Origin of the sequence: Erythrobacter sp. W302b (assembly GCF_046452395.1) — a bacterium.
Classification (GTDB): Bacteria; Pseudomonadota; Alphaproteobacteria; order Sphingomonadales; family Sphingomonadaceae; genus Erythrobacter.
The window spans coordinates 797935-817509 of sequence record NZ_JBKFDH010000001.1; the positions used below are offsets into that span (position 1 = coordinate 797935).

Annotated in this window: 21 protein-coding genes; 12 read left to right on the top strand and 9 right to left on the bottom strand. The window is 66.3% G+C overall.

What is annotated here, in order from left to right:
• Positions 1-62: 62 nt before the first annotated feature.
• Complete coding sequence (locus tag ACLBKT_RS03840) at positions 63-2153, top strand: NAD(+) synthase (protein ID WP_410181648.1); 2091 nt, start codon at positions 63-65, stop codon at positions 2151-2153.
• Positions 2153-3055, top strand: a complete 903-nt coding sequence (locus ACLBKT_RS03845) for a DMT family transporter (RefSeq protein ID WP_410181649.1) — start codon at positions 2153-2155, stop codon at positions 3053-3055. The genes ACLBKT_RS03840 and ACLBKT_RS03845 overlap by 1 nt, the downstream gene beginning before the upstream one ends.
• Before the next feature lie 68 nt (positions 3056-3123).
• Here the strand turns inward: ACLBKT_RS03845 and ACLBKT_RS03850 are convergent, their stop codons facing one another.
• Both ACLBKT_RS03850 and ACLBKT_RS03855 read right to left on the bottom strand, forming a co-directional pair.
• Positions 3124-3720, bottom strand: coding sequence for an FMN-dependent NADH-azoreductase (locus ACLBKT_RS03850; RefSeq protein ID WP_410181650.1), 597 nt, complete (start codon positions 3718-3720; stop codon positions 3124-3126).
• 86 nt (positions 3721-3806) lie between these two features.
• Complete coding sequence (locus tag ACLBKT_RS03855) at positions 3807-4508, bottom strand: pirin family protein (RefSeq protein ID WP_410181651.1); 702 nt, start codon at positions 4506-4508, stop codon at positions 3807-3809.
• Between the two features lie 237 nt (positions 4509-4745).
• On the opposite strand from ACLBKT_RS03855, the gene ACLBKT_RS03860 reads away from it, so the two are divergent.
• A complete protein-coding gene (locus tag ACLBKT_RS03860) occupies positions 4746-5639 on the top strand; it encodes a LysR family transcriptional regulator (RefSeq protein ID WP_410181652.1) in 894 nt (297 codons plus the stop codon).
• Between the two features lie 67 nt (positions 5640-5706).
• On the opposite strand, the gene ACLBKT_RS03865 is transcribed toward ACLBKT_RS03860, so the two are convergent.
• The 4 genes from ACLBKT_RS03865 to ACLBKT_RS03880 form a co-directional block, all read right to left on the bottom strand.
• Positions 5707-6366 (bottom strand): glutathione S-transferase, encoded by a 660-nt coding sequence (locus ACLBKT_RS03865; RefSeq protein ID WP_410181653.1) that lies wholly within the window; start codon positions 6364-6366, stop codon positions 5707-5709.
• Positions 6363-7166, bottom strand: a complete 804-nt coding sequence (locus ACLBKT_RS03870; RefSeq protein WP_410181654.1) for a rhodanese-related sulfurtransferase — start codon at positions 7164-7166, stop codon at positions 6363-6365. The genes ACLBKT_RS03865 and ACLBKT_RS03870 overlap by 4 nt, the downstream gene beginning before the upstream one ends.
• Complete coding sequence (locus ACLBKT_RS03875) at positions 7163-8239, bottom strand: branched-chain amino acid aminotransferase (protein ID WP_410181655.1); 1077 nt, start codon at positions 8237-8239, stop codon at positions 7163-7165. Before ACLBKT_RS03875 ends, ACLBKT_RS03870 begins: the two co-directional genes overlap by 4 nt.
• 902 nt (positions 8240-9141) lie before the next feature.
• Positions 9142-9702 (bottom strand): hypothetical protein, encoded by a 561-nt coding sequence (locus tag ACLBKT_RS03880; RefSeq protein WP_410181656.1) that lies wholly within the window; start codon positions 9700-9702, stop codon positions 9142-9144.
• Positions 9703-9737: 35 nt separating this feature from the next.
• Between ACLBKT_RS03880 and ACLBKT_RS03885 the strand changes: the two genes are divergently transcribed.
• Positions 9738-10520 (top strand): TlyA family RNA methyltransferase, encoded by a 783-nt coding sequence (locus tag ACLBKT_RS03885; protein ID WP_410181657.1) that lies wholly within the window; start codon positions 9738-9740, stop codon positions 10518-10520.
• A 196-nt stretch (positions 10521-10716) separates the two neighbouring features.
• On the opposite strand, the gene ACLBKT_RS03890 is transcribed toward ACLBKT_RS03885, so the two are convergent.
• Positions 10717-10926, bottom strand: coding sequence for a hypothetical protein (locus tag ACLBKT_RS03890; protein ID WP_166546657.1), 210 nt, complete (start codon positions 10924-10926; stop codon positions 10717-10719).
• A 296-nt stretch (positions 10927-11222) separates the two neighbouring features.
• Between ACLBKT_RS03890 and ACLBKT_RS03895 the strand changes: the two genes are divergently transcribed.
• From ACLBKT_RS03895 to ACLBKT_RS03915, 5 genes are all read left to right on the top strand, one after another.
• Positions 11223-11771, top strand: coding sequence for a TspO/MBR family protein (locus ACLBKT_RS03895; RefSeq protein WP_410181658.1), 549 nt, complete (start codon positions 11223-11225; stop codon positions 11769-11771).
• 151 nt (positions 11772-11922) lie between these two features.
• On the top strand, positions 11923-12174 hold the full coding sequence (locus ACLBKT_RS03900; RefSeq protein WP_410181659.1) for an accessory factor UbiK family protein: 252 nt from the start codon (positions 11923-11925) through the stop codon (positions 12172-12174).
• 15 nt (positions 12175-12189) lie between these two features.
• The gene (locus ACLBKT_RS03905; protein ID WP_410181660.1) at positions 12190-12789 is read left to right on the top strand and encodes a DNA repair protein RecO; all 600 of its coding nucleotides are present in this window, start codon (positions 12190-12192) and stop codon (positions 12787-12789) included.
• A gap of 11 nt (positions 12790-12800) precedes the next feature.
• Complete coding sequence (leuB, locus tag ACLBKT_RS03910; RefSeq protein WP_410181661.1) at positions 12801-13859, top strand: 3-isopropylmalate dehydrogenase; 1059 nt, start codon at positions 12801-12803, stop codon at positions 13857-13859.
• Between the two features lie 132 nt (positions 13860-13991).
• Positions 13992-15086 carry a glycosyltransferase gene (locus tag ACLBKT_RS03915; RefSeq protein WP_410181662.1) on the top strand — a complete coding sequence of 365 codons (1095 nt, stop codon included), beginning with the start codon at positions 13992-13994 and terminating at the stop codon, positions 15084-15086.
• A gap of 150 nt (positions 15087-15236) precedes the next feature.
• On the opposite strand, the gene ACLBKT_RS03920 is transcribed toward ACLBKT_RS03915, so the two are convergent.
• Both ACLBKT_RS03920 and ACLBKT_RS03925 read right to left on the bottom strand, forming a co-directional pair.
• A complete protein-coding gene (locus ACLBKT_RS03920) occupies positions 15237-16571 on the bottom strand; it encodes a phospholipid carrier-dependent glycosyltransferase (protein ID WP_410181663.1) in 1335 nt (444 codons plus the stop codon).
• 42 nt (positions 16572-16613) lie between these two features.
• Entirely contained in the window at positions 16614-17021 is a 408-nt protein-coding gene (locus tag ACLBKT_RS03925; RefSeq protein WP_410181664.1) for a hypothetical protein, read from the bottom strand.
• Between the two features lie 75 nt (positions 17022-17096).
• On the opposite strand from ACLBKT_RS03925, the gene ACLBKT_RS03930 reads away from it, so the two are divergent.
• From ACLBKT_RS03930 to ACLBKT_RS03940, 3 genes are read left to right on the top strand one after another with little or no spacing between them, the layout of a single operon-like run.
• Positions 17097-17657, top strand: coding sequence for a TetR/AcrR family transcriptional regulator (locus ACLBKT_RS03930; RefSeq protein ID WP_410181665.1), 561 nt, complete (start codon positions 17097-17099; stop codon positions 17655-17657).
• A gap of 11 nt (positions 17658-17668) precedes the next feature.
• Positions 17669-18886: a trans-sulfuration enzyme family protein gene (locus ACLBKT_RS03935; protein WP_410181666.1), complete on the top strand. Its 1218-nt coding sequence runs from the start codon at positions 17669-17671 to the stop codon at positions 18884-18886.
• A gap of 11 nt (positions 18887-18897) precedes the next feature.
• Complete coding sequence (locus tag ACLBKT_RS03940; RefSeq protein WP_410181667.1) at positions 18898-19515, top strand: 2-hydroxychromene-2-carboxylate isomerase; 618 nt, start codon at positions 18898-18900, stop codon at positions 19513-19515.
• Positions 19516-19575 lie beyond the last annotated feature (60 nt).

The window sequence follows — 19575 nt, forward strand, 5'->3', positions numbered from 1 at the left end:
CTGGACTCTAGGCAGCGGGGCATGGGCACGTTACAGCCGCCCCAGCAGGAGACGCCAAGGCGATGAGCGAAGCCCACCCCTTTTTCGACATGCACGAACACGGCTTTGTCCGGGTGGCGACGGCCACGCCGTGCAGCCGCACGGCCGATGTCGCCTACAACACCGCAGGCGTACTGGCCGAAGCGCAGAAGGCGCACGATGCGAACGTCGATCTGGTGGTGTTTCCCGAGTTGACTCTGTCGTCCTATGCGATCGACGATCTGCTGCTTCAGCACGCGCTGATCGAGCGGGTCGAGCAGGCTTTGGCCGAGGTGGTCGCAGCCTCCGCCGATTGGCATCCGGTGCTGATCGTGGGCGCACCGCTGAAGCGTGCGGACAAGCTTTACAATTGCGCCGTGGTGATCGCGCATGGCCAGATTCTGGGCGTGGTGCCCAAGAGCTTCCTGCCCAATTACCGCGAGTTCTACGAAAAGCGTCAGTTCGCTCACGGGCGCGGGTGCACCGATCTGTGGATCGGGGTCGCGGGCGAGGAAGTGCCGTTCGGCACCGATCTGGTCTTCGCCGCCGCGAACCTGCCGGGCTTCCGCTTTGGCGTCGAAATCTGCGAGGATTTCTGGGCGCCGGTCCCGCCGGGGATGCAGGTCGCGCTCGCAGGGGCGCTGATCCTGTGCAACCTCTCCGCCTCGCCCGTCACCATAGGGCGCGCGGATGATCGCCATCTGCATTGCCGCTCCTCGGCCGCGCGCGCCATCGCCGCTTACGTCTATTCGGCCAGCGGTTATGGTGAGAGCACGACCGACCTCGCCTGGGACGGGCAGGGCGTCATCTACGAAATGAGCAGCCTGCTGGCGCAAAGCGAGCGCTTCGACCGCAGCGGCGAACTCACCATCGTCGATATCGACACCGAGCGCCTCGCCGCTGAACGTCTGCGCAACCAGACCTTCGCCGATGCGGCGGAATGGGCCGGGCGGCCGGAGGACTCCTACCGCCGAATCGTGTTTGAACATGCCTTTGCTGCGGGCGATATCGGCCTCGTTCGCCCTGTCGCGCGCTTCCCCTTCGTGCCCGACCGGCCCGAAAAGCTGGACGAGGATTGCTACGAGGCGTTCAACATTCAGGTCGATGCGCTGATGCGGCGGATCGAATCCACCGGTGCCAAGAGCCTGGTGATCGGCATTTCCGGTGGGCTCGACAGCACGCATGCGCTGATCGTGGCGGCCAAGGCGTGCGACCGGCTGGGGATGCCCCGCACCGCGATCCGGGGCTACACCATGCCCGGCTTCGGCACCTCGGATGGCACCAGAACCAATGCCCACCGGCTGATGGAGGCGATGGAGATCACGGCGGGCGAGATCGACATCCGCCCCGCCGCTGCGAAGATGCTGGAAGATATCGGCCACGCCTTTGCCAATGGCGAGCCGGTGCACGATGTGACCTTCGAGAATGTGCAGGCGGGCCTGCGCACCGACTACCTGTTCCGCCTTGCCGGGCAGCATGGGGGTTTCGTGGTCGGCACCGGCGATCTCAGCGAATTGGCGCTGGGCTGGTGCACCTATGGCGTGGGCGACCACATGAGCCATTACGGCGTCAATGCGGGCGTGCCCAAGACATTGATCCAGTATCTGATCCGCTGGGTGATCCGCACCGGTCAGTTCACCGATGCGTGCGGTGCGGTGCTGAGCGACGTGCTCGGCACGGAAATCAGCCCCGAGCTGGTGCCGCCCGGCGCGGACGGGGCGATGCAATCGACCGAGAGTCTGGTCGGCCCCTACGAGCTCAACGACTTCTTCCTCCACCATGTGATCCGTTTCGGCCAGCGCCCCTCCAAGGTCGCGTTTCTGGCGTGGCACGCATGGAAGAATGCGGGCAGCGGGTTGTGGCCGGCGGGCTTCCCCAGCGATGGCAAGAATGCCTATGACCTTGCCACCATCGCGCATTGGCTGGACAAATTCTGCGCGCGGTTTTTCGGCTTCTCGCAGTTCAAGCGGTCCGCGCTGCCGAATGGGCCCAAGGTCTCATCGGCGGGTGCCTTGAGCCCGCGCGGAGACTGGCGCGCGCCGTCCGATGCGGTCGCCACCGTGTGGCGCGAGGAACTGCGTGACATGCTGCCCGAAGACGTCGTGCGCGAGGTATTCGGCAGCACGCCACCCTGATGCCGAAAAGCCTGCCACTCTCCGCGCTCGGCATCATGCTGTTCTGCAATGTTGCCTGGGCGCTCAATATCGTCGTCAGCAAGATCGCGGTGAGCACGCTGGGCCTGCCGCCGCTGTTCTACACGGTGCTGCGGTCGGGGACCGTGCTGCTGGTGCTGTTCCCGCTGCTGCTTCGCCAAAGGCCGGCGCGCCTCCCACTCGTCTTGCTGATCGGCTTTGCGATCACTGGGGGCAGCTTCGGTCTGCAATTCGTCGGACTTCAGACGGCGAGCCCCTCGGCGGTCGGGATCGTCAACCTGTCAGGCGCGCCGCTGACGGTGCTGTTCGCGATCATCTTTCTCGGCGAGGAGGTGCGCTGGCGGCGCGGGATCGGCATGGCGCTGGCGCTGGGAGGGGTCGGCCTGGCCATCGGCGCGCCGTCCGAGGCGAGCGATCCGGTCGGGCTGGGGTTCGCCTTTGCGGGGGTGATCATCGGCGCCTTTGCCTCGGTCTTCGTCAAGCGGATCGAGATCGGTGCGGTTGCGCTGCAAGCCTGGGCGGGGCTGGCCTCGCTCTGCGTCATGCTGCCTGCGACGCTGTTGCTGGAACGCGGACAGATCGCCGCGGTCGAGGCCGCGCCACTGGCGGTGGCGGGATGTGTGCTGTTTGCCGGTGTGATTGTTTCGGTCGGGGCGCATTCAGCCTATTTCCGGCTGTTTCAGGCGCATGACGCGAACCTGATCGTGCCGTTGACGCTGCTCACCCCGCTGCTGACGATCGCCTTCGGCACATGGCTGACGGGCGATACCATCGGCTGGCCGCTGATCATCGGGGGCGGGATGGCGCTGGTGGGCGTGGCGATCATCGTGATCAGGCCCAGTCGCACGCTGTTCAAACCGCAACTGGCGCGTCCGAGAGACTAGGGCCACGGTCGCTGCAACGCGGGTGGGTAGGGGCGGTGCGGTTCAGGCCACCGACCCCATCCGTCAGGTCAGGCGGCCAGACGCTCGGCCGTTTCGCGGGCGGCGGCGATCTTGGCTTCGCCATCGATGCCCATGATCCCGTCCGCCGCGATCATTTCGACATCGGTGATGCCGAGGAAGCCGAGGAAGAAGGTCAGCCAGCGGCTCATGAAGTCGATATCGCTGCCCATCGGGGTGCCGCCGCTGGCGATGGCGAGGTAGGCCTTCTTGCCGGTCAGCAGACCCTCGGGACCGGTTGCGGTGTAGCGGAAGGTGGTGCCGGTGCGGGCGACCAGATCGGCCCAGGCCTTGAGCGTGGCGGGCGGGCCGAAATTATAGACCGGGCTCGCAATCACGATGGTGTCGGCGGCTTGCAGTTCGGCGATCAGGGTGTCGGCGATGGCGGCAAGATCGGCCTGTTCGGCGGTGCGCTCAGCCGCCGGGGTGAGATTGGCGGCAAAGCGCTCGGCGCTCACGTAAGGCAGGTCATTGGCGGCGAGATCGCGCGTGGTGACGGCGGCGCCGGTCTTGGCGGCGAGCCCGTCAACGATGCGTTGGCCAAGGCTGCGCGACACGCTTTCGCTGTCCGAACGGATGCTGGCGGTGATGTAGAGGATGTTGCTCATGACGGAGGTCCTTGCATGACGAGGGGGTGGAGCCGGCCGGCAGGGGGGATGGGGGAGACCGGCCGGCTCCGGGGGGGAGGGTTCGCTTAGGCCGCGTCGACCAGCACGACTTCGCTGTCTTCGAGCGCGGTGATGGTCACGCTTGCCAGCGCGGTGATCGCTACGCCGTCGCGGGCATTGGCTTCGACATCGTCGATGCGGATCTTGCCGGTGGCGGGCACGAGATAGAGGTGACGGTCGGCCGAGCGGGGCGTGTAGGTCACGCTTTCGCCCGCCTTGATCGTCGCCCCCAGCACCCGGGCATCGGCACGGATCTTGAGCGCGTCATTGTCATTCGCGACCCCGCTGGCGAGTGGGACGAAGGCGCCGTTGCGGCTCTCCTTGGGGAACTGCCGAGCGCCCCAGCTGGGTTCGCCGCCGCGTTCATCGGGGATGATCCAGATCTGGAACAGCGTGGTTTCCTCGCTTTCCAGATTGTACTCCGAGTGGCGCACACCGTTGCCCGCGCTCATCACCTGCACGTCGCCCGCTTCGGTGCGGCCTTCGTTGCCCATGCTGTCCCGGTGCGTGATCGCTCCGGTGCGGACATAGGTGATAATCTCCATGTCGCTGTGCGGGTGGGTGGGAAAGCCGGTGCCTGCCGCGATCTTGTCATCATTCCACACCCGCAGCGCGCCCCAGTGGACGCGGGCCGGATCATGGTAGTTTGCAAACGAGAAGTGATGGCGCGCATCGAGCCAGCCGTGGTTGGCAGCACCCAGCGTGTTGAAGGGACGAAGTTCGATCATGGCGTTTCTCCTTGGTTCGGAGTGGCCCCCTGATGGGCTCGCTCTGTTGAAGGGGAGATAGGACAAAGGTGTCGAACGGATAAGTGCGATAAAACTTGCCAAGATGTTCGGATTATCCGAACATCTATCCATGATGACGGCCATGCCTCGCCATTCCTCGTTCACCTCGAGCGCAGTCGAGAGGCACAGGCGCAGGTGTCTCGACTGCGCTCGACGCGAAGGGATGGTTGCAGGCCCATGAAACTCGGCGAACCCACCCTCGATCAGCTGCGCATCTTCCTTGCGGTGGCCGAACACGGCAGCTTTGGCGGCGCGGCCAAGGCGAGCGGGCGGGCGGTTTCGGCCATCTCCTACGGGATCGCGCAGCTGGAGGGACAATTGGGCCTCACCCTGTTCCACCGCGAGGGCTCGCGCCGGCCGGTGCTGACCGCGGCGGGCGAAGGATTGCTGGCCGAAGCGCGCGGGGTTGCCGACGGGGTCGACGCGCTGCTCGCCAAGACCCGCTCGCTTCATGCCGGGCAGGAGCCGTCCCTGACGCTGGTGATCGACGTGATGGTGCCGGGAGAGATCACCGCCCATGTGCTCGGCGAATTCCGGCGGATGTTCCCAACCTGCGCGCTGACCTTGCGGATCGAGGGGTTGGGCGCGGTGGCCGCCTGCGTGATCGACGGCGGATCGGATCTTGCGATCGGCGGCCCGGTGATCGGCGATCAGCCCGCGCTGGAACGCCGGGCGGTGGGGGAGATCGACCTCATTCCCGTCGCCGCGCCGTCCCATCCGCTCGCGCGCTCAGGCATTGCCCCGGGGGAGAGCCGCCGCCACCTGCAACTCGTGCTGACCGACCGTTCGCCCCTGACCGAGGGTCGTGAGTTTTCCGTCCTCAGCCCGCTGACGTGGCGGCTTGGCGACCTGGGCGCGAAGCATTCGCTGCTGAAAGAGGGGCTCGGCTGGGGCAACATGCCGCGGGGGATGGTGGCGGGCGATCTGGCGATCGGCGCGCTGGTGGAGCTCGATCTGCCGGAAAAGCCCGGCGCGCATTACGGCCTCAACGCGCTGTGGCGGCGTGACACGCGGCTGGGTCCGGCGGCAAGCTGGCTGGTCGATGCCTTCCGTGAGGGGTTGGGGGGCTGATCCCAGTCACTCCCGTCATCCCAGCGAAAGCTGGGACCTCAGGCGGCATGCGTTGTCCTATGCGGCCCTAGGCCCCAGCTTTCGCTGGGGTGACGGGAGAAGGCCCGAACAACAGCGGTACGTCGCCATCTGCCCAAGGCACGACCTTTAGCATGACGCTTGCAAACAGCTCGGAGGCGAGCAGCCCCTCCAGCCACGCTTGCACGCTCGGCAATCCTTGCGCCGCGAACCACGCGGGGTCGATCGCGGCGAACTGGCGGATGAAGGGGAAGAGCGCGATGTCAGTGAACCCGCGCCTTGCTCCGCACAGATAGGGCGCCTGCTCCAGCCGCAACTCCAGCGGGGCGAGCAGCGCGAGCGCGGCGGCGCGGTGGTCGGTCACGCCGTCCTCCTTATAGCGCCCGGGATATTTCGCGCGGTCGAGGTGGTGCTTGAACGGCCCGTCATTCGCCGCGATCAACGCGGCATCCTCGCCCGCCAGCCAGCCTTCGGGATCGTCCCGCTCCAGCGCCCAGTGCATGATGTCGAGGCTCTGGTCGATCACCGTGCCGTCGGGGAGCACCAGCACCGGCACGGTCCCCTTGGGACTCGCAGCGAGCAAGGCGGACGGCTTGGCGGCGAGCTTGACCTCGCGCAGCTCTACGGTGACGCCCGCCACCCACAACGCCATCCGCGCCCGCATCGCATAGGGGCAGCGGCGGAAGGAATAGAGCACCGGCAGGTTCATTGCGGTGCGGCGTCGCCCTCGCACATGGGGCAGCTCTCCCCCGCCGCCAGCGGGCGACCACACGGGCGGCACCGTGTGTGGTTGCCCTGCGCCAGGCCATGACCGAGGCTCACACGTTCATCGAAGACAAAGCACTCGCCCTGCCAAAGGGACTGATTTTCAGGCACCTGTTCAAGATACTTCAGAATGCCACCCTTGAGGTGATAGACCTCCGCGATGCCCTCAGCGCGCAGAAAGCTGGTCGATTTCTCGCAGCGGATGCCGCCGGTGCAGAACATTGCGACGCGCTTCTTGCCTGCGAGCAATTCCTCGCGGTGCGCGCGGAACCACGCGGGGAAGTCGCGGAAAGAAGGGGTGGCCGGGTCCACCGCTCCGGCAAAGGTGCCAATGGCGACCTCGTAATCATTGCGGGTGTCGATCACCAGCGTGTCGGGATCGGCGATCAGCGCGTTCCAGTCCTGCGGATCGACATAGGTGCCCACGCTGAGCAGAGGGTCAATATCAGGCTGCCCCATGGTGACGATCTCGCGCTTCACGCGCACTTTCATCCGGCCAAAGGGCATGGCGGGCGCCTCGGAGAACTTCACGTCGAGCCCCGCGCAGCCGGGCAGGGCGCGGATGTGCGACAGCACCGCCTTCAGCCCCTCTGCCGATCCCGCAATTGTCCCGTTGATCCCCTCGCGTGCGAGCAGCAGCGTGCCCTTGATGCCCTGCGCCTCGCAGGCCGTGAGCAGCGGCTCTTTCAAAGCCTCGCGATCATCGAACCGCGTAAACTGGTAGAGCGCGGCGACGGAAATCACATCCGCATCACCCAGCCATGCGTGTCGGCAATCTTGCCGGTCTGGATGCTCACCAGTGTCTCGCGCAGCTTGGCGGTGGTCTGGCCGATGCCGCCCGCGCCGATGGTGAACTCGCCCTCCGGCCCCGCGACCTTCCCGACCGCCGTGACCACCGCGGCGGTGCCGCAGGCCATCACTTCGACGAGATGACCGCTCTGTGCATCCGCGCGCCATTGATCGATGGAGTAGGGCGCTTCGGAAACCTTGAGCCCCTGTTCGGTCAGCAGCGTGATCAGCGAGTTGCGGGTGATGCCGGGCAGGATCGTGCCGGTCAGCGGCGGGGTGATCACCGTGCCGTCAGCAAAGACGAAGAACAGGTTCATGCCGCCCAGTTCTTCGACCCACTTGTGTTCTGCGGCGTCGAGGAACAGCACCTGATCGTGGCCTTGCGCGAAGGCCTGTCCGGTGGGGACGAGGCTGGCGGCGTAGTTCCCGCCGCACTTGGCCGCGCCCGTCCCGCCGGGGGCGGCGCGGGTGTAGTCGGAAATCCAGATGCTCACTGCCTTGGCGCCCGACTTGAAGTAATTGCCGGCCGGGCTGGCGATGACGATGAACTTGTATTTCTTCGCAGGGCGCACGCCGAGGAAGGCCTCGGTCGCGATCATGAAGGGTCGGAGATAGAGCGAGCCGCCCTCGACCGCCGGGTACCACTCGCCGTCCACTGCCAGCAGCGCCTTGATCGCGCCGAGGAACAGCTCTTGCGGCAGCGTGGGCATGGCGAGCCGCTCGGCGGAGGCGTTGAAGCGCGCGGCGTTGGCCTCGGGCCGGAACAGCCCGAGCGCGCCGTCGGGGTGGCGATAGGCCTTGAGCCCTTCGAAGATCTCCTGCGCATAATGCAGCACGCTCGCCGCCGGATCGAGCGGGATCGCCTCGCGCGGGCCGAGCACCGGGGTCTGCCAGCCGCCAAGGGCTTCGTCGTAATCGACCACCACCATGTGATCGGTGAACACCGTCCCGAAACCGGGATCGGCGATCAGCTGCGTGCGGGTGGCGGCAGGTGTGGGCGAGGGATGGGGCAGGCGGGTGATTTGCATGGCACGCGCGTAATACCGCGCGGGGCGAAGGGCAAGCGGGAGGCGAAAGTCCCTCCCCGTCCCGCAAGGATGGGGAGGTGGCAGCCCGCAGAGCTGACAGAGGGGTAAGGCGGCAAAGTCAGTCCCCTCCGTCAGCTCTGCGCGGTGCCACCTCCCCATTCGCAGGGCGAACGGGGAGGGACTCTTCCTGCTCCATCGACAGGGCGGTGCATCGGTCGCGCAGCGACCGCGAGGCCACGCGGCCGAGCCGCAGGCGCTCCGTAGCGCAGCGAAGGAAACGGCGCCGAGGACGAACCTGCGGAGGCAGGTTCGAAAAACAAAAATGAAAAGGGCGTTTCCTGCCCGTCGGAGGAAACGCCCTTGACATGGTCAGCGGCCGGAAGTGCCGCTCACGTAGCCTTACTCTGGCAGAGGATTACCGAGTATGCTCCGTAGGGATCTTCACCGACCTCGCTACTGAACCATGAGACATCGGATCACCTCCTTTCGCGCTTGTGAGCCAGACCCCGCGTTTCACCGGGGGCCGAGAGCCGCGTTCGCCGCTGGCCTCGGATGCAATGTGATTCATGGGGCGCGAAAGGACAAGACTTGAATAAATCTTTTCCGCCGTCATACTCTTCCCTCGCCGCGTAATACCGTGGCCAAGCGCGCCTGAGGGAAACCTCGGGCGTTTGTCGTTTCAGGGCCGGCCTGTGGACAGGCTGGGGATGGACCTGTGGATATTAATGTATGGAATCGGTGTGCTTCTCATCATTGCGAGGAGCCCTTGTTGTGTGTGCCCGCCTCGGCAGGCACGTCCTCGGTGCTGTTTCGATCCCTGCGGGATCGAGCACCTGCGGGGCGGCCGCGTGGCCTTGCGGTCCCTGCGGGTCCGAAATCAGCGAGAAACGCCCCCGTTCCTTCTACCCCCGGCAATCCTCGATCACCCGGCTGACCTCGGCATGGCTGGGGAGATAGAGCGGGGCGAGGCCTTCAACCTCGACAGCAAAACGCCCCTTGGACAGGGCCATTGCATCAAGCAGCGGGTCGTTCGGGTCGAGCCTGAGCACCACTCCCGGGAACTGCTCCGCCACCGGCTCGGCGATCCCGGAACGACTGGCGGTCTCGGTCAGGATGCGCATCGGCAAGGGGCGGTCGGAACGTCCCAGGCGCAGCAGCGTGACTTGGCGGCTTTGCGCGTTGCACGACAGTGAAAGGGCCGTCTCCATACCGGCAGGACCGCGGAACAACGCCTGCGAGCCGAAGGGGAAGGCCGTGAAGGACCACGCCCCTGCCGTGGCCGGGATGTCCATCCAGCTGGTCCCGGTTGCGGTGGGTGTGGTGATGGTCGGCGCCTGCACCGGGGCCGGGCGCGCCGGTGCAGGGCGAGAGGGAGCCGCCACTTGTGCCGGCGGGGTCTTGGTGGCGGGCACGCAGGCCGCGAGCGCAAGGATCGAGACGAGGGCGGGCAGAGCAGCTTTCATGCCTGCACTTTGCGCGCTAGAGCCTCCGCTTGTCCATGCCTGAAACCCCATCTCGCCCCGCCAAGCCTGCAAAGCGCCGTGTCGATCAGCTGCTGGTCGACCGCGGGCTGGCCGAGAGCCGCGCGCGGGCGCAGGCGCTGGTGATGGCCGGACTGGTGTTCATTGGCGACAACAAGGTCGACAAGCCCGGTCAACAAGTGGCCGACGACATCGCGATGACCGTGCGCGGGCGTGATCATCCGTGGGTCAGTCGCGGCGGGATCAAGCTGGCCCATGCGATCGCCCATTTCGGGCTCGATCCGGCTGGGGCAACCGCAATGGATATCGGCTCGTCCACCGGCGGGTTCACCGATGTGTTGCTGTCTCATGGCGCAGAGCATGTCTTTGCGGTCGATAGTGGCACCAACCAGCTGGCTTGGCGCCTGCGCGAAGATTCGCGCGTCACCGTGCTGGAACAGACCAGCGCCCGGATCCTGACGCCCGCCTTGATCGACCGTCCGTGCAACTGGGTGGTGTGCGATGCGAGCTTCATCAGCCTTGCCAAGGTGCTCGACGTTCCGCTCCAGCTGGCGGCGACGCCGTGCCAGCTCGTCGCGCTCATCAAGCCGCAGTTCGAAGTCGGGCGCGAGGAAGTGGGCAAGGGCGGAGTTGTGCGCGATTCCGCACTCCACGCGCGCGTCTGCGACGAGGTGCGTGGCTGGATCGAAGGGCTCGGCTGGGAGATTCAGGGCATTACCGAAAGTCCGATCACCGGGCCGCAGGGCAATGTCGAATTCCTGATCGCCGCCCGGCGCACCGCATTAGGGGGGACTATCTGAAGAAGAACAAGGGTCTGATGATCGCCGCGCTGGTGCCTGTCGCACTGGGCGTGGCCGTGGCGCTGGGCGCACTGGGCTAAGCCAAGCCCAAGCCTGCCGCCCAAAAGAAAAGACCGGCAGCAACCCGAAGGTTGCTACCGGCCTGTTTCTTGTCCGTGCTCCCGACACGAAGTCGGGACCGGCAAGCCGTTAAGGCTTACTCAGCAGCCGGGGTCTCGGCAGCGGCCGGGGTTTCGGCAGCCATCGCGTCAGCAGCCGGGGTTTCGGCAGCCATCGGGGTTTCGGCAGCCATCGGCTCTTCAGCAACGGCGGTGGTGTCAGCTTCGGTCGCAGCTTCTTCAGCCGGCTTCGAGCAAGCAGCGGTGGCGAGGGCGAGAACGGCGACGAGCGCAAAGGTCTTCTTCATGGTGTATTCCCCTATGGACCCAAGCGGGCCAGTAATGAGCAAAGCGCGTTATTCTGATCTTCCTGCCGCCAACGCACTTTCGAATCACGGCAGGAATAAGGCAGCCTCTAGCAGGAAGATTCGCAGACCCCAAAGCGTTTCGTGACTTCTTGCCCAATTTTTACCACATTTTTGCCTTTCCCCTCGGGCGCGCGGTGGCCGAATGGCTCATTGCGGGGCGATGATGTGGCAATAAGTTGGCGTTGCAGCAGGGCTCTGGTATCGCCGCGCTTCCGCTTGCGGACCCCGGAGACACCATGAACGTCCTTGCTTCCCCTGCTCAATTGCGTGCCAGTTTCATCCGTTGGGCGCTGTTCATGGTGCCGCTGATCCTGTTGATCGGCTTTACCGCCGGGCAGCTGGGGGGCCCGAACACGCCGTGGTTCGCCGGGCTGGAGAAGCCTGCGATCTATCCGCCGCCAGCGACCTTCGGGATCGTGTGGACGGCGCTGTTCATCATGATCGGCGTGGCGCTGGCGATGGTCGCAAGCGCATGGGGCGCGCACGGGCGGGGTGTGGCGCTGGTCGCTTTCGGGGTGCATTTCGTCATTTCGCAAAGCTGGACCGCCGTGTTCTTCGGAAATCAGGACATGATGGCCGGTCTGATGGTCCTGGGCCTCAGCATTGCGAGCTTGCTGTTCGCGTTCGCGCTGGTGTGGCGGGTGCGGCGCGCAGCGGCGCTGCTGCTGCTGCCCTATCTGGCATGGCTGTGCTTTGCGACGGCGCTCAATTACCAGTTCATCGCCGCCAACCCCGACGGCGGCGTGCCAAGCGCCGATGGCGCGGCGACGCGGGTGCAGCTGTAGGGCGCTCTCAGCACCTTCTATGGGAAGTGCACAAATTTCGGACGGCGTAGCGCGTCCGCAAGCGCGACCGCGCGCCCGCAGCAACCCGCCCGCTGGGCGTGAGAGCGAGGATAGGCTTGCACTTCAGCGCAAGCCTCCCCAAAAAGACAGAATGCAAAGCCAGAACCCGATCATCGCCGACCTCGTCAAACTCGCCAACAGCGCCGCCGGAACCATGGCGGGCATGAGCCGCGAAGCCCGCGAAGGCGCGCGCGAGCGCCTGCGCGAAGCGTTCGGCGGGATCGATTTCGTGAGCCGCGAGGAATTCGAAACGGTGAAGGCGATGGCCCAGAAGGCCCGCGAACAGGCCGATGCGCTCGAAGCCCGGCTGGCGGCGCTGGAAGCCAAGAATACCACCAAGTAATCGGGCTGCGCGGGGATGAACCTGCGCGCACCTGCCATTCTGCTCGCCTCGCGCCATCAGGGCGAGACCGGGGCGATTGCGCGGCTGCTGACGGCTGAGCATGGTCTGATCGCCGCCTATGTCGCCGGAGGGCGCGGGCGGCAGATGCGGGCGGTGATGGTGCCGGGCAATCGGGTCGCGGTCGAACTCACCACGCGTTCCGCCAACCAGCTGCCCTTCGCGCGGCTGGAGCTGGAACATTCGCGCGCTGCCTTGATGACCGAACCGCTTCCGGCGGCTGCAATCCAGTGGGTGTGCGGACTTTCTGCGGCGGCCTTGCCCGAGCGTCAGGCCTATCCCGACCTTTATGATGCGCTCGACGCGCTGCTCGGCGCCGTCGCGGTCGCCCCCTCAGCGCGCGGTTGGGTGAGCGGGCTGATCGCTTACGAAACGCTGCTGCTGCGCGAACTCGGCTATGGCGGTGGAGCGTTGCCCGATGCGCCCGATTGGCCGGCGCAGCACGCTTTGTTGGGGATACTGCAGCGCCAACTCTCGCACTACCTGCTTGCAGGTCACAAGGGCGATGTTATGGGCGCGCGCAGGCTGCTGACCCAACGGTTGGCGCGCATGGGGTGAGAGACGTAACCATGAAAATCGCAGTCCTGCCCGGCGACGGGATTGGCCCGGAAGTCACGGCAGAGGCCGTGGCGGTGCTGGAAGCGCTCGGCTTGCCGGGGTTGACCCTGTTCACCGGCGATGTCGGCGGGGCGGCCTATCATCGCCACGGGCACCCGCTGCCCGAAGAGACGCTGGACATGGCGCGCGCGGCCGATGCGATCCTGTTCGGCGCGGTGGGCGATCCCACTTGCGACGCACTGGAGCGTCACCTGCGCCCGGAGCAGGCGATCTTGGGCCTGCGCAAGCATCTCGGCCTGTTCGCCAACCTGCGCCCGGCGCGGGTGTTTGCAGGGCTGGAGCACCTTTCCCCGCTTCGGGCCGACATTGCGGGCGGACTCGACATGCTGATCGTGCGCGAGCTGACGGGCGATGTCTATTTCGGTGCCAAGGGCCAGCGCACCAATGATGCGGGCGAGCGTGAGGGCTGGGACGCGATGTCCTATGCCGACAGCGAAGTGCGCCGCATCGCCCATGTCGCCTTCCGCGCAGCCGCAAGTTCGGGCCTGCCGCTGACCAGTGTCGACAAGGCGAACGTGCTCGAAACCAGTCAATTGTGGCGCGACGTGGTGGTGGAGGTTGCGGGGGAATATCCGCAAGTCGCGCTCGACCACATGTATGTCGATAATGCCGCGATGCAGGTGGTGAGCCACCCGGAGCGCTTTGGTGTGGTGCTGACCGGCAATCTGTTCGGCGATATTCTGTCCGACCTTGCGAGTGCGGCGGTCGGCTCCATCGGCCTCCTGCCCTCCGCTTCGCTGGGCGAGCGCGAGACCGATCATGGCACTTTCGGCCTTTATGAACCGATCCACGGCAGCGCGCCCGATATTGCCGGGCAGGGCAAGGCCAATCCGATGGCGACGATCCTGTCGGCGGCGATGATGCTGCGCCATTCCTTCGGGCTTGAGGGCGAGGCCGGGCGGATCGAGACGGCGGTGGCCAAGGCGCTCGCCGATGGCATCCTCGGCGGCGATCTGGGTGGCAGCCACGGCACAGCGGCGATCGGCGCCGCGGTGCGCGACAGGCTTTGACGCAGGCTGCGTCGGCCGAGTTATGGTTTATAAAGAATTATGGTCCACTGGAAGGCAATGGAAAACGCCTTCTTCGTGCCCAGCGCAGACGTCGATTTTGAGCCTGCTGACAGCGGGGCAGAGCTTACGCCCATGACGCTGGACCTCGCGATCATCCTGCCGACCCTTAACGAGCGCGGCAATCTCGCCCCGCTGGTTGAGCGGATCGACCGTGCGATCGGGACGGCAGCGGTGTGGGAAGTGATCATCGTCGATGACGACAGCAAGGATGGCACGGCCGATGAAGCGCGCGCGCTGGCGCTGAGCGATCCCCGCGTGCGGGTGATCCAGCGCATCGGGCGGCGCGGGCTGGCGAGCGCGGCCATCGAAGGCTTCTGCGCGACCGCGGCGCCTTATGTGGCGGTGATGGACGCCGACCACCAGCACGATCCGGCGCTGCTGCCGGGGATGCTCGCCGCGCTCACATCGGGTGAGGCGGAAATCTGCGTCGCGAGCCGCTTTGCCGAAGGCGCCAGCACCGCCGAGTGGGCGGCGCCCGAGCGCGAGAAGCTTTCGACCTATGCCAACACCCTCGCCCGCAAGATCACCGGCGTGGAGCTGAGCGATCCGATGAGCGGCTATTTCATGCTCCCGGCCGCGACCGCGCGCGCGCTGGTGCCGCGCCTCTCGGGAATCGGGTTCAAGATCCTGCTCGACCTGCTGGCGACGGCTGACGCGCCGATGCGGGTCAAGGAATTCCCCCTCAATTTCGCGGCCCGCCGCGAAGGAGAAAGCAAGCTGGACCGCGCCATTTTGTTCGATTTCCTCGCTGGCTTGTATGACAAGACGCTCGGCAAGGTGATCCCGACCCGCTTTGCCCTGTTCGGCACCGTCGGTGCGTTCGGCGTGCTGGTGCACTTCGTGGTGCTGAGCGTGCTGCTCTTTGCGCTGGGTGAGCGCTTCGCGATTGCCCAGACCGCCGCGGTGCTGGTGGCGATGAGCTTCAACTTCTGGCTCAACAACTGGCTGACCTATCGCGACAAGCGGCTGGTGGGCCCCTTGGCGCTGCTGCGCGGCTGGCTGGGCTTCATTGCAACCTGCGCTATCGGGGCCTTCGCCAACGTGGCGATCGCGACCTTCATGGAAGGCAGCGGCATCCACTGGGTGCTCGCCGCGCTGGCGGGGATCGTGGTGGGCTCGGTATGGAACTACGCCCTCTCGAGCCGTTTTGTGTGGGGCAGGTTTTAGGAATAACTTCCTCCCTGTTCGCTTGCGAATGGGGAGGGGGACCGCCCGCGCAGCGGGTGGTGGAGGGGGAGATGCTGTCGGCTTACCCCTCCGTCAGCCGCCTGCGGCGTCTGCCACCTCCCCACCGCTACACGGCAGGGAGGGGCTTCATCACCGCCACCCGTCCAGCCACATCCACGTGACATAACCGTCCGCGCGCGTCAGCGGCAGGGCGGCGATGATCGGGAAGAACCATGCGAACACTGCCACCGATGCTGCGGGGATACCCCATGCCAGCCACCGGCCGCGGGGCAGGCGGCGCAGGTCGCTGCACGTCAGCGCCAGCGCCGCGAGCAGGAAGAAGCTCGGGACGAAGTAGTGGTAATAGAACTGCACCGGCTTGGGCGCGACGATCCAGAAGCCGAGGCTGACAGCGTAGCCGATCACGGCGCCCAAGCGCGCCCAATCCCGGCGCCACGCGCCCGCCACCAGACACCACACCAGCGCCGGCAGCCCCAGCCACATCGTCAGCGGATTGCCGATCAGCAGCACACCGCGCTGCGCGCCGTCGATCGGCTCGTAGAGATACCAGATGCCGCGCAGGTTCAGCACCCATTGCGGCCAGGTGCTCATGTAGCGGTGCGGGGTCATCAACTGGCTTTGCAGCGCGAAGATGTCGCGGTGGAAGCCGATCAACCCCTTCTCGGCCAGCGGCGAGGGATGGAGAGGTTCTGCCAGCCAATAGCCGGGCAGAAAGGTCGCCGCATAGACCACCAGCGGCACGATCCCGAGCCACACAAAGGCCTCGACGAGCGTCACCCCCGGCACCGGCGCGCCTCTGCGGCTGAGGAGCAGGCGGCGGCGTCCGGCGAGCGCGCGGGCGATGAAGAAGGTCAGACCCGGCACCACGGCGAGCGGGATCGCGTTCCACTTGGCTCCAAGAGCGCAGCCAATAGCGATCCCGGTGAGCGCGAGCCGCCGCCGCCCGGTCTCCGGCTGCGCGCAGGCCCCGGCAAATTGCCACGCTGCCCCACACAGGCCTGCGACCATCACCATGTCGAGCATCGCGATCCGCGCGTGGATGAACAGGTGGAAGCCCGTTGCCAGAAGCACCGCGAAGGCGAGCGTCGCGAAGCGGTCCGCGCTCGCATGCCAGAGCGCACGCACGGCCGCGAAATAGGCCAGCACGCCGCACAGCCAGGGCATGATCCGCCAGCCCAGCGGGTTGTCGCCGAACACCCCCATGCCCAGCGCGATCAGCTCTTTGGCCAGCAGCGGATGCTCGCGGTTGGGGTAGGCGCCTTGCCCTTGCGTAAACAACGCCAGGATCTCGCGCGCGGCGGGGAGGTAGTGAACCTCGTCGAAATAGGGGATCGAGGGGATCGCCAGCCGCCAGCCGGTCAGCACTGCGAACAGCCCGGTCAGCGCTGCGACCCAAGCCAGCGGATCGCGCGGGCGCAGGGGCGGGTGAGCGGCGGGAGAGGGGGACGCTTGCGCCTCGGCCATGGCGCGCGATTAGGGAGCGGTCAGGCCAAGGGCAAGGGGGGATTAGGCCGACCGGGCTTTGGATTGCCCCTCCAGCCAGAACAAGCGTGAACACATCGCCAGCAATCCGATGCTGGCGGTCGCCAGAATGAATACCGTCCACAGGGTGAGGTTCATCCCCTGCGCCTTGGCGCGTGGGAGGATCAGGAAATAGGCGATGCTGAGCGAGAACAGCAGGTCCCACCAGACCTGCACACCCCACAGGTTACTGGTGTGATTGAGCACCACGGGGAACACGCCTTCGGTGGCGATGGTGACCGCGGTGAAGGCCGCGAAGCCTGCGCAGAGCGCGCCCGCGAGCAGCGCATTGCCCGGCGCTTCGGGGCGCAGCAGCATGGTGAGCACGGCGGCCACGGTAAACACCAGCCCGCCCCCGGCGAGCGCAAGAAAGGGGGTGAGTTCGGTGGGCATAAGCGCGATCCTCCATTTATGTAGCGACTGCTACGTTCGCTTGTAGCAAGCAGCTCCCGCCGCTACAAGCGCCGCATGGCTGATGCTCCCAAAAAGCCGCCGATGACCAAGGACAGCCTGTTGCCGCTGCTGACCGCGCATGTGCTGGAACATGGGCTGGGCGGGGCGAGCCTCAGGCCGCTGGCCAAGGCGGCGGGCACCTCTGACCGGATGCTGATCTACCATTTCGGCTCCAAGGAGGCGCTGATCGTCGACCTGCTCGGCCATATCGCCAAGGTCTATGCCGCCGCGCTCGACGCTGCGATGGGGGGTGAGCGCGCCGCGACCCGCGCCGATGTGGTCGCCCGCATTCTCGCCCACGGCGATGCGCCTGCGATGCAGCCTTTCATGCGGCTGTGGTGGGAGATTGTCGCCGGGGCTGCGCGCGAACAGCCCGGATACCAACGGGCAGCACAGGCGATGATGGCTGAATTGCTCGGCTGGCTCGAAGGGCAGATGCCCGCAGGTGATCCCGATCCCCACGGCGGCGCGCGCTATCTGATGACCGTGATCGAGGGGACAGCCATGCTCACCGCTGTCGGCCATGGCGAGACCGCGCAGCAAGGCCTGCTTGCGGGCGGGCTTTTGCCGTCCTAGAGGCCAAGCCCATGAAGAAGACCACCGGCATGGACCGCGCCGCCACGGCAAACTGGCGCCCCGCAACCCGCGCACTGCGCGGCGGAACCTGGCGCTCCGAGCATGGGGAGACCAGCGAAGCGCTGTTCCTCACCTCGGGCTACACCTATGACGACGCCCAGACCGTCGCCGACAGGTTCGCGGGCACGGCGCAGGGCATGACCTACTCGCGGCTCCAGAACCCGACCGTGGCGATGCTTGAAGAACGCATCGCGCTGATGGAAGGGGCCGAGGCTTGCCGCACCCAGGCAACCGGGATGGCGGCGATGACCGCAGCCTTGCTGTGCCAGCTGGCGACGGGCGATCACGTGGTCGCCGCGCGCGCCGCGTTTGGATCGTGCCGCTGGCTGGTCGACACCCTGCTGCCCAAGTTCGGGATCGAAACCACCGTCATCGACAGCGCCGACAACGCCGCGTGGGAGGCCGCGATCCGGCCCAACACCAAGGTGTTCTTTTTCGAGACCCCGGCCAACCCGACGCTCGATATCGTCGATCTGGCCTATGTCTGCGGCCTCGCCCGGGCGCACGGCATCACCACCGTGGTCGACAATGCCTTCGCCTCTCCGGTGTTGCAGCGCCCGATGGCGTATGGCGCGGATGTGGTTGCCTATTCCGCCACCAAGCTGATGGACGGGCAGGGCCGCGTGCTGGCGGGCGCGATCTGTGCGAGCAAGCAGTGGATCGACGAGGTGCTGATGCCGTTCCAGCGCAACACCGGGCCGACGCTCAGCGCCTTCAACGCCTGGGTGGTGCACAAGGGTCTGGAGACGCTGCCCCTGCGCGCCTTCAAGCAATCCGAACAGGCCGTGGCGCTCGGCGAATTCCTCGAACCACGGGTCACCAAGGCGGGCGGGCACCTGCTTCACCCCGGCCTGCCGAGCCACCCGCAGCACAATCTGGCGATGGCCCAGATGGATGCAACGGGGCCGATCTTCGCACTGGATGTCGGCACGCGGGCGCGGGCGTTCGCGGTGCTTGATGCGCTCATGCTGATCGATATCTCGAACAATATCGGCGATGCTCGCAGCCTGATGTGCCACCCGGCTTCCAGCACCCACGCCAACATGGGCGACGAAGCCCGCGCGGCCATGGGCGTGACCGAGGGGCTCTTGCGCATCAATGTCGGGCTTGAGGATATCGCCGACCTTACCGAAGACATGGACCAGGCGCTCGCTGCGGCGGGCATTTGAGGATCATCCGTATGGCAAACCGCGTTGAACTCGTCTTCGATTTCGTCAGCCCCAATGCCTACCTGATCTGGTGGCCGCTGCGCGAGCTCGTCAACCGTTACGAGGCCGAGCTGGACGTCATTCCGGTGTTCCTCGGCGGGATGCACAAGCTCACCGGCAATGCCCCGCCGATGCTCCGCGACGCCGAGGTGAAGGGGAAAAACGAATACGCCATGCTGGAGATGCAGCGCTTCATCACGAAGCACGGCCTCGGCAAGTATCGCCTTCACCCGCAGTTCCCGTTTAATTCGATCACGCTCCAGCGGATGCTGTTCGCTGCCGATCAGGACGGGCGCGGGGTGCAATTCGTGGAAGGTCTGCTCCGCCCGATCTGGGAGGACGGCCTCGACGTCACCTCACCCGAAGCGATCGGCGCGGCGCTGGCGGCGGCGGGTTTTGACGCCGCCGATCTGTTCGCCCGCGCGCAGACCGACGCGGTCAAGCAAGGCCTTGCCGCCAACAACGATGCCGTGGTCGCGCGCGGCGCTTTCGGCATCCCGACCATGTTCGTTGGCGCGAAAGGAGCGGGCGAGATGTTCTTCGGCAAGGAACGCCTCGGTCAGATCGAGGAACTGCTGGCCAAGGGGTGAAGTGCGGGCTGATGCAGCTTTCGGGAGCGTGCGACAGCGGGGCTTTTGGCCGGGATTTGG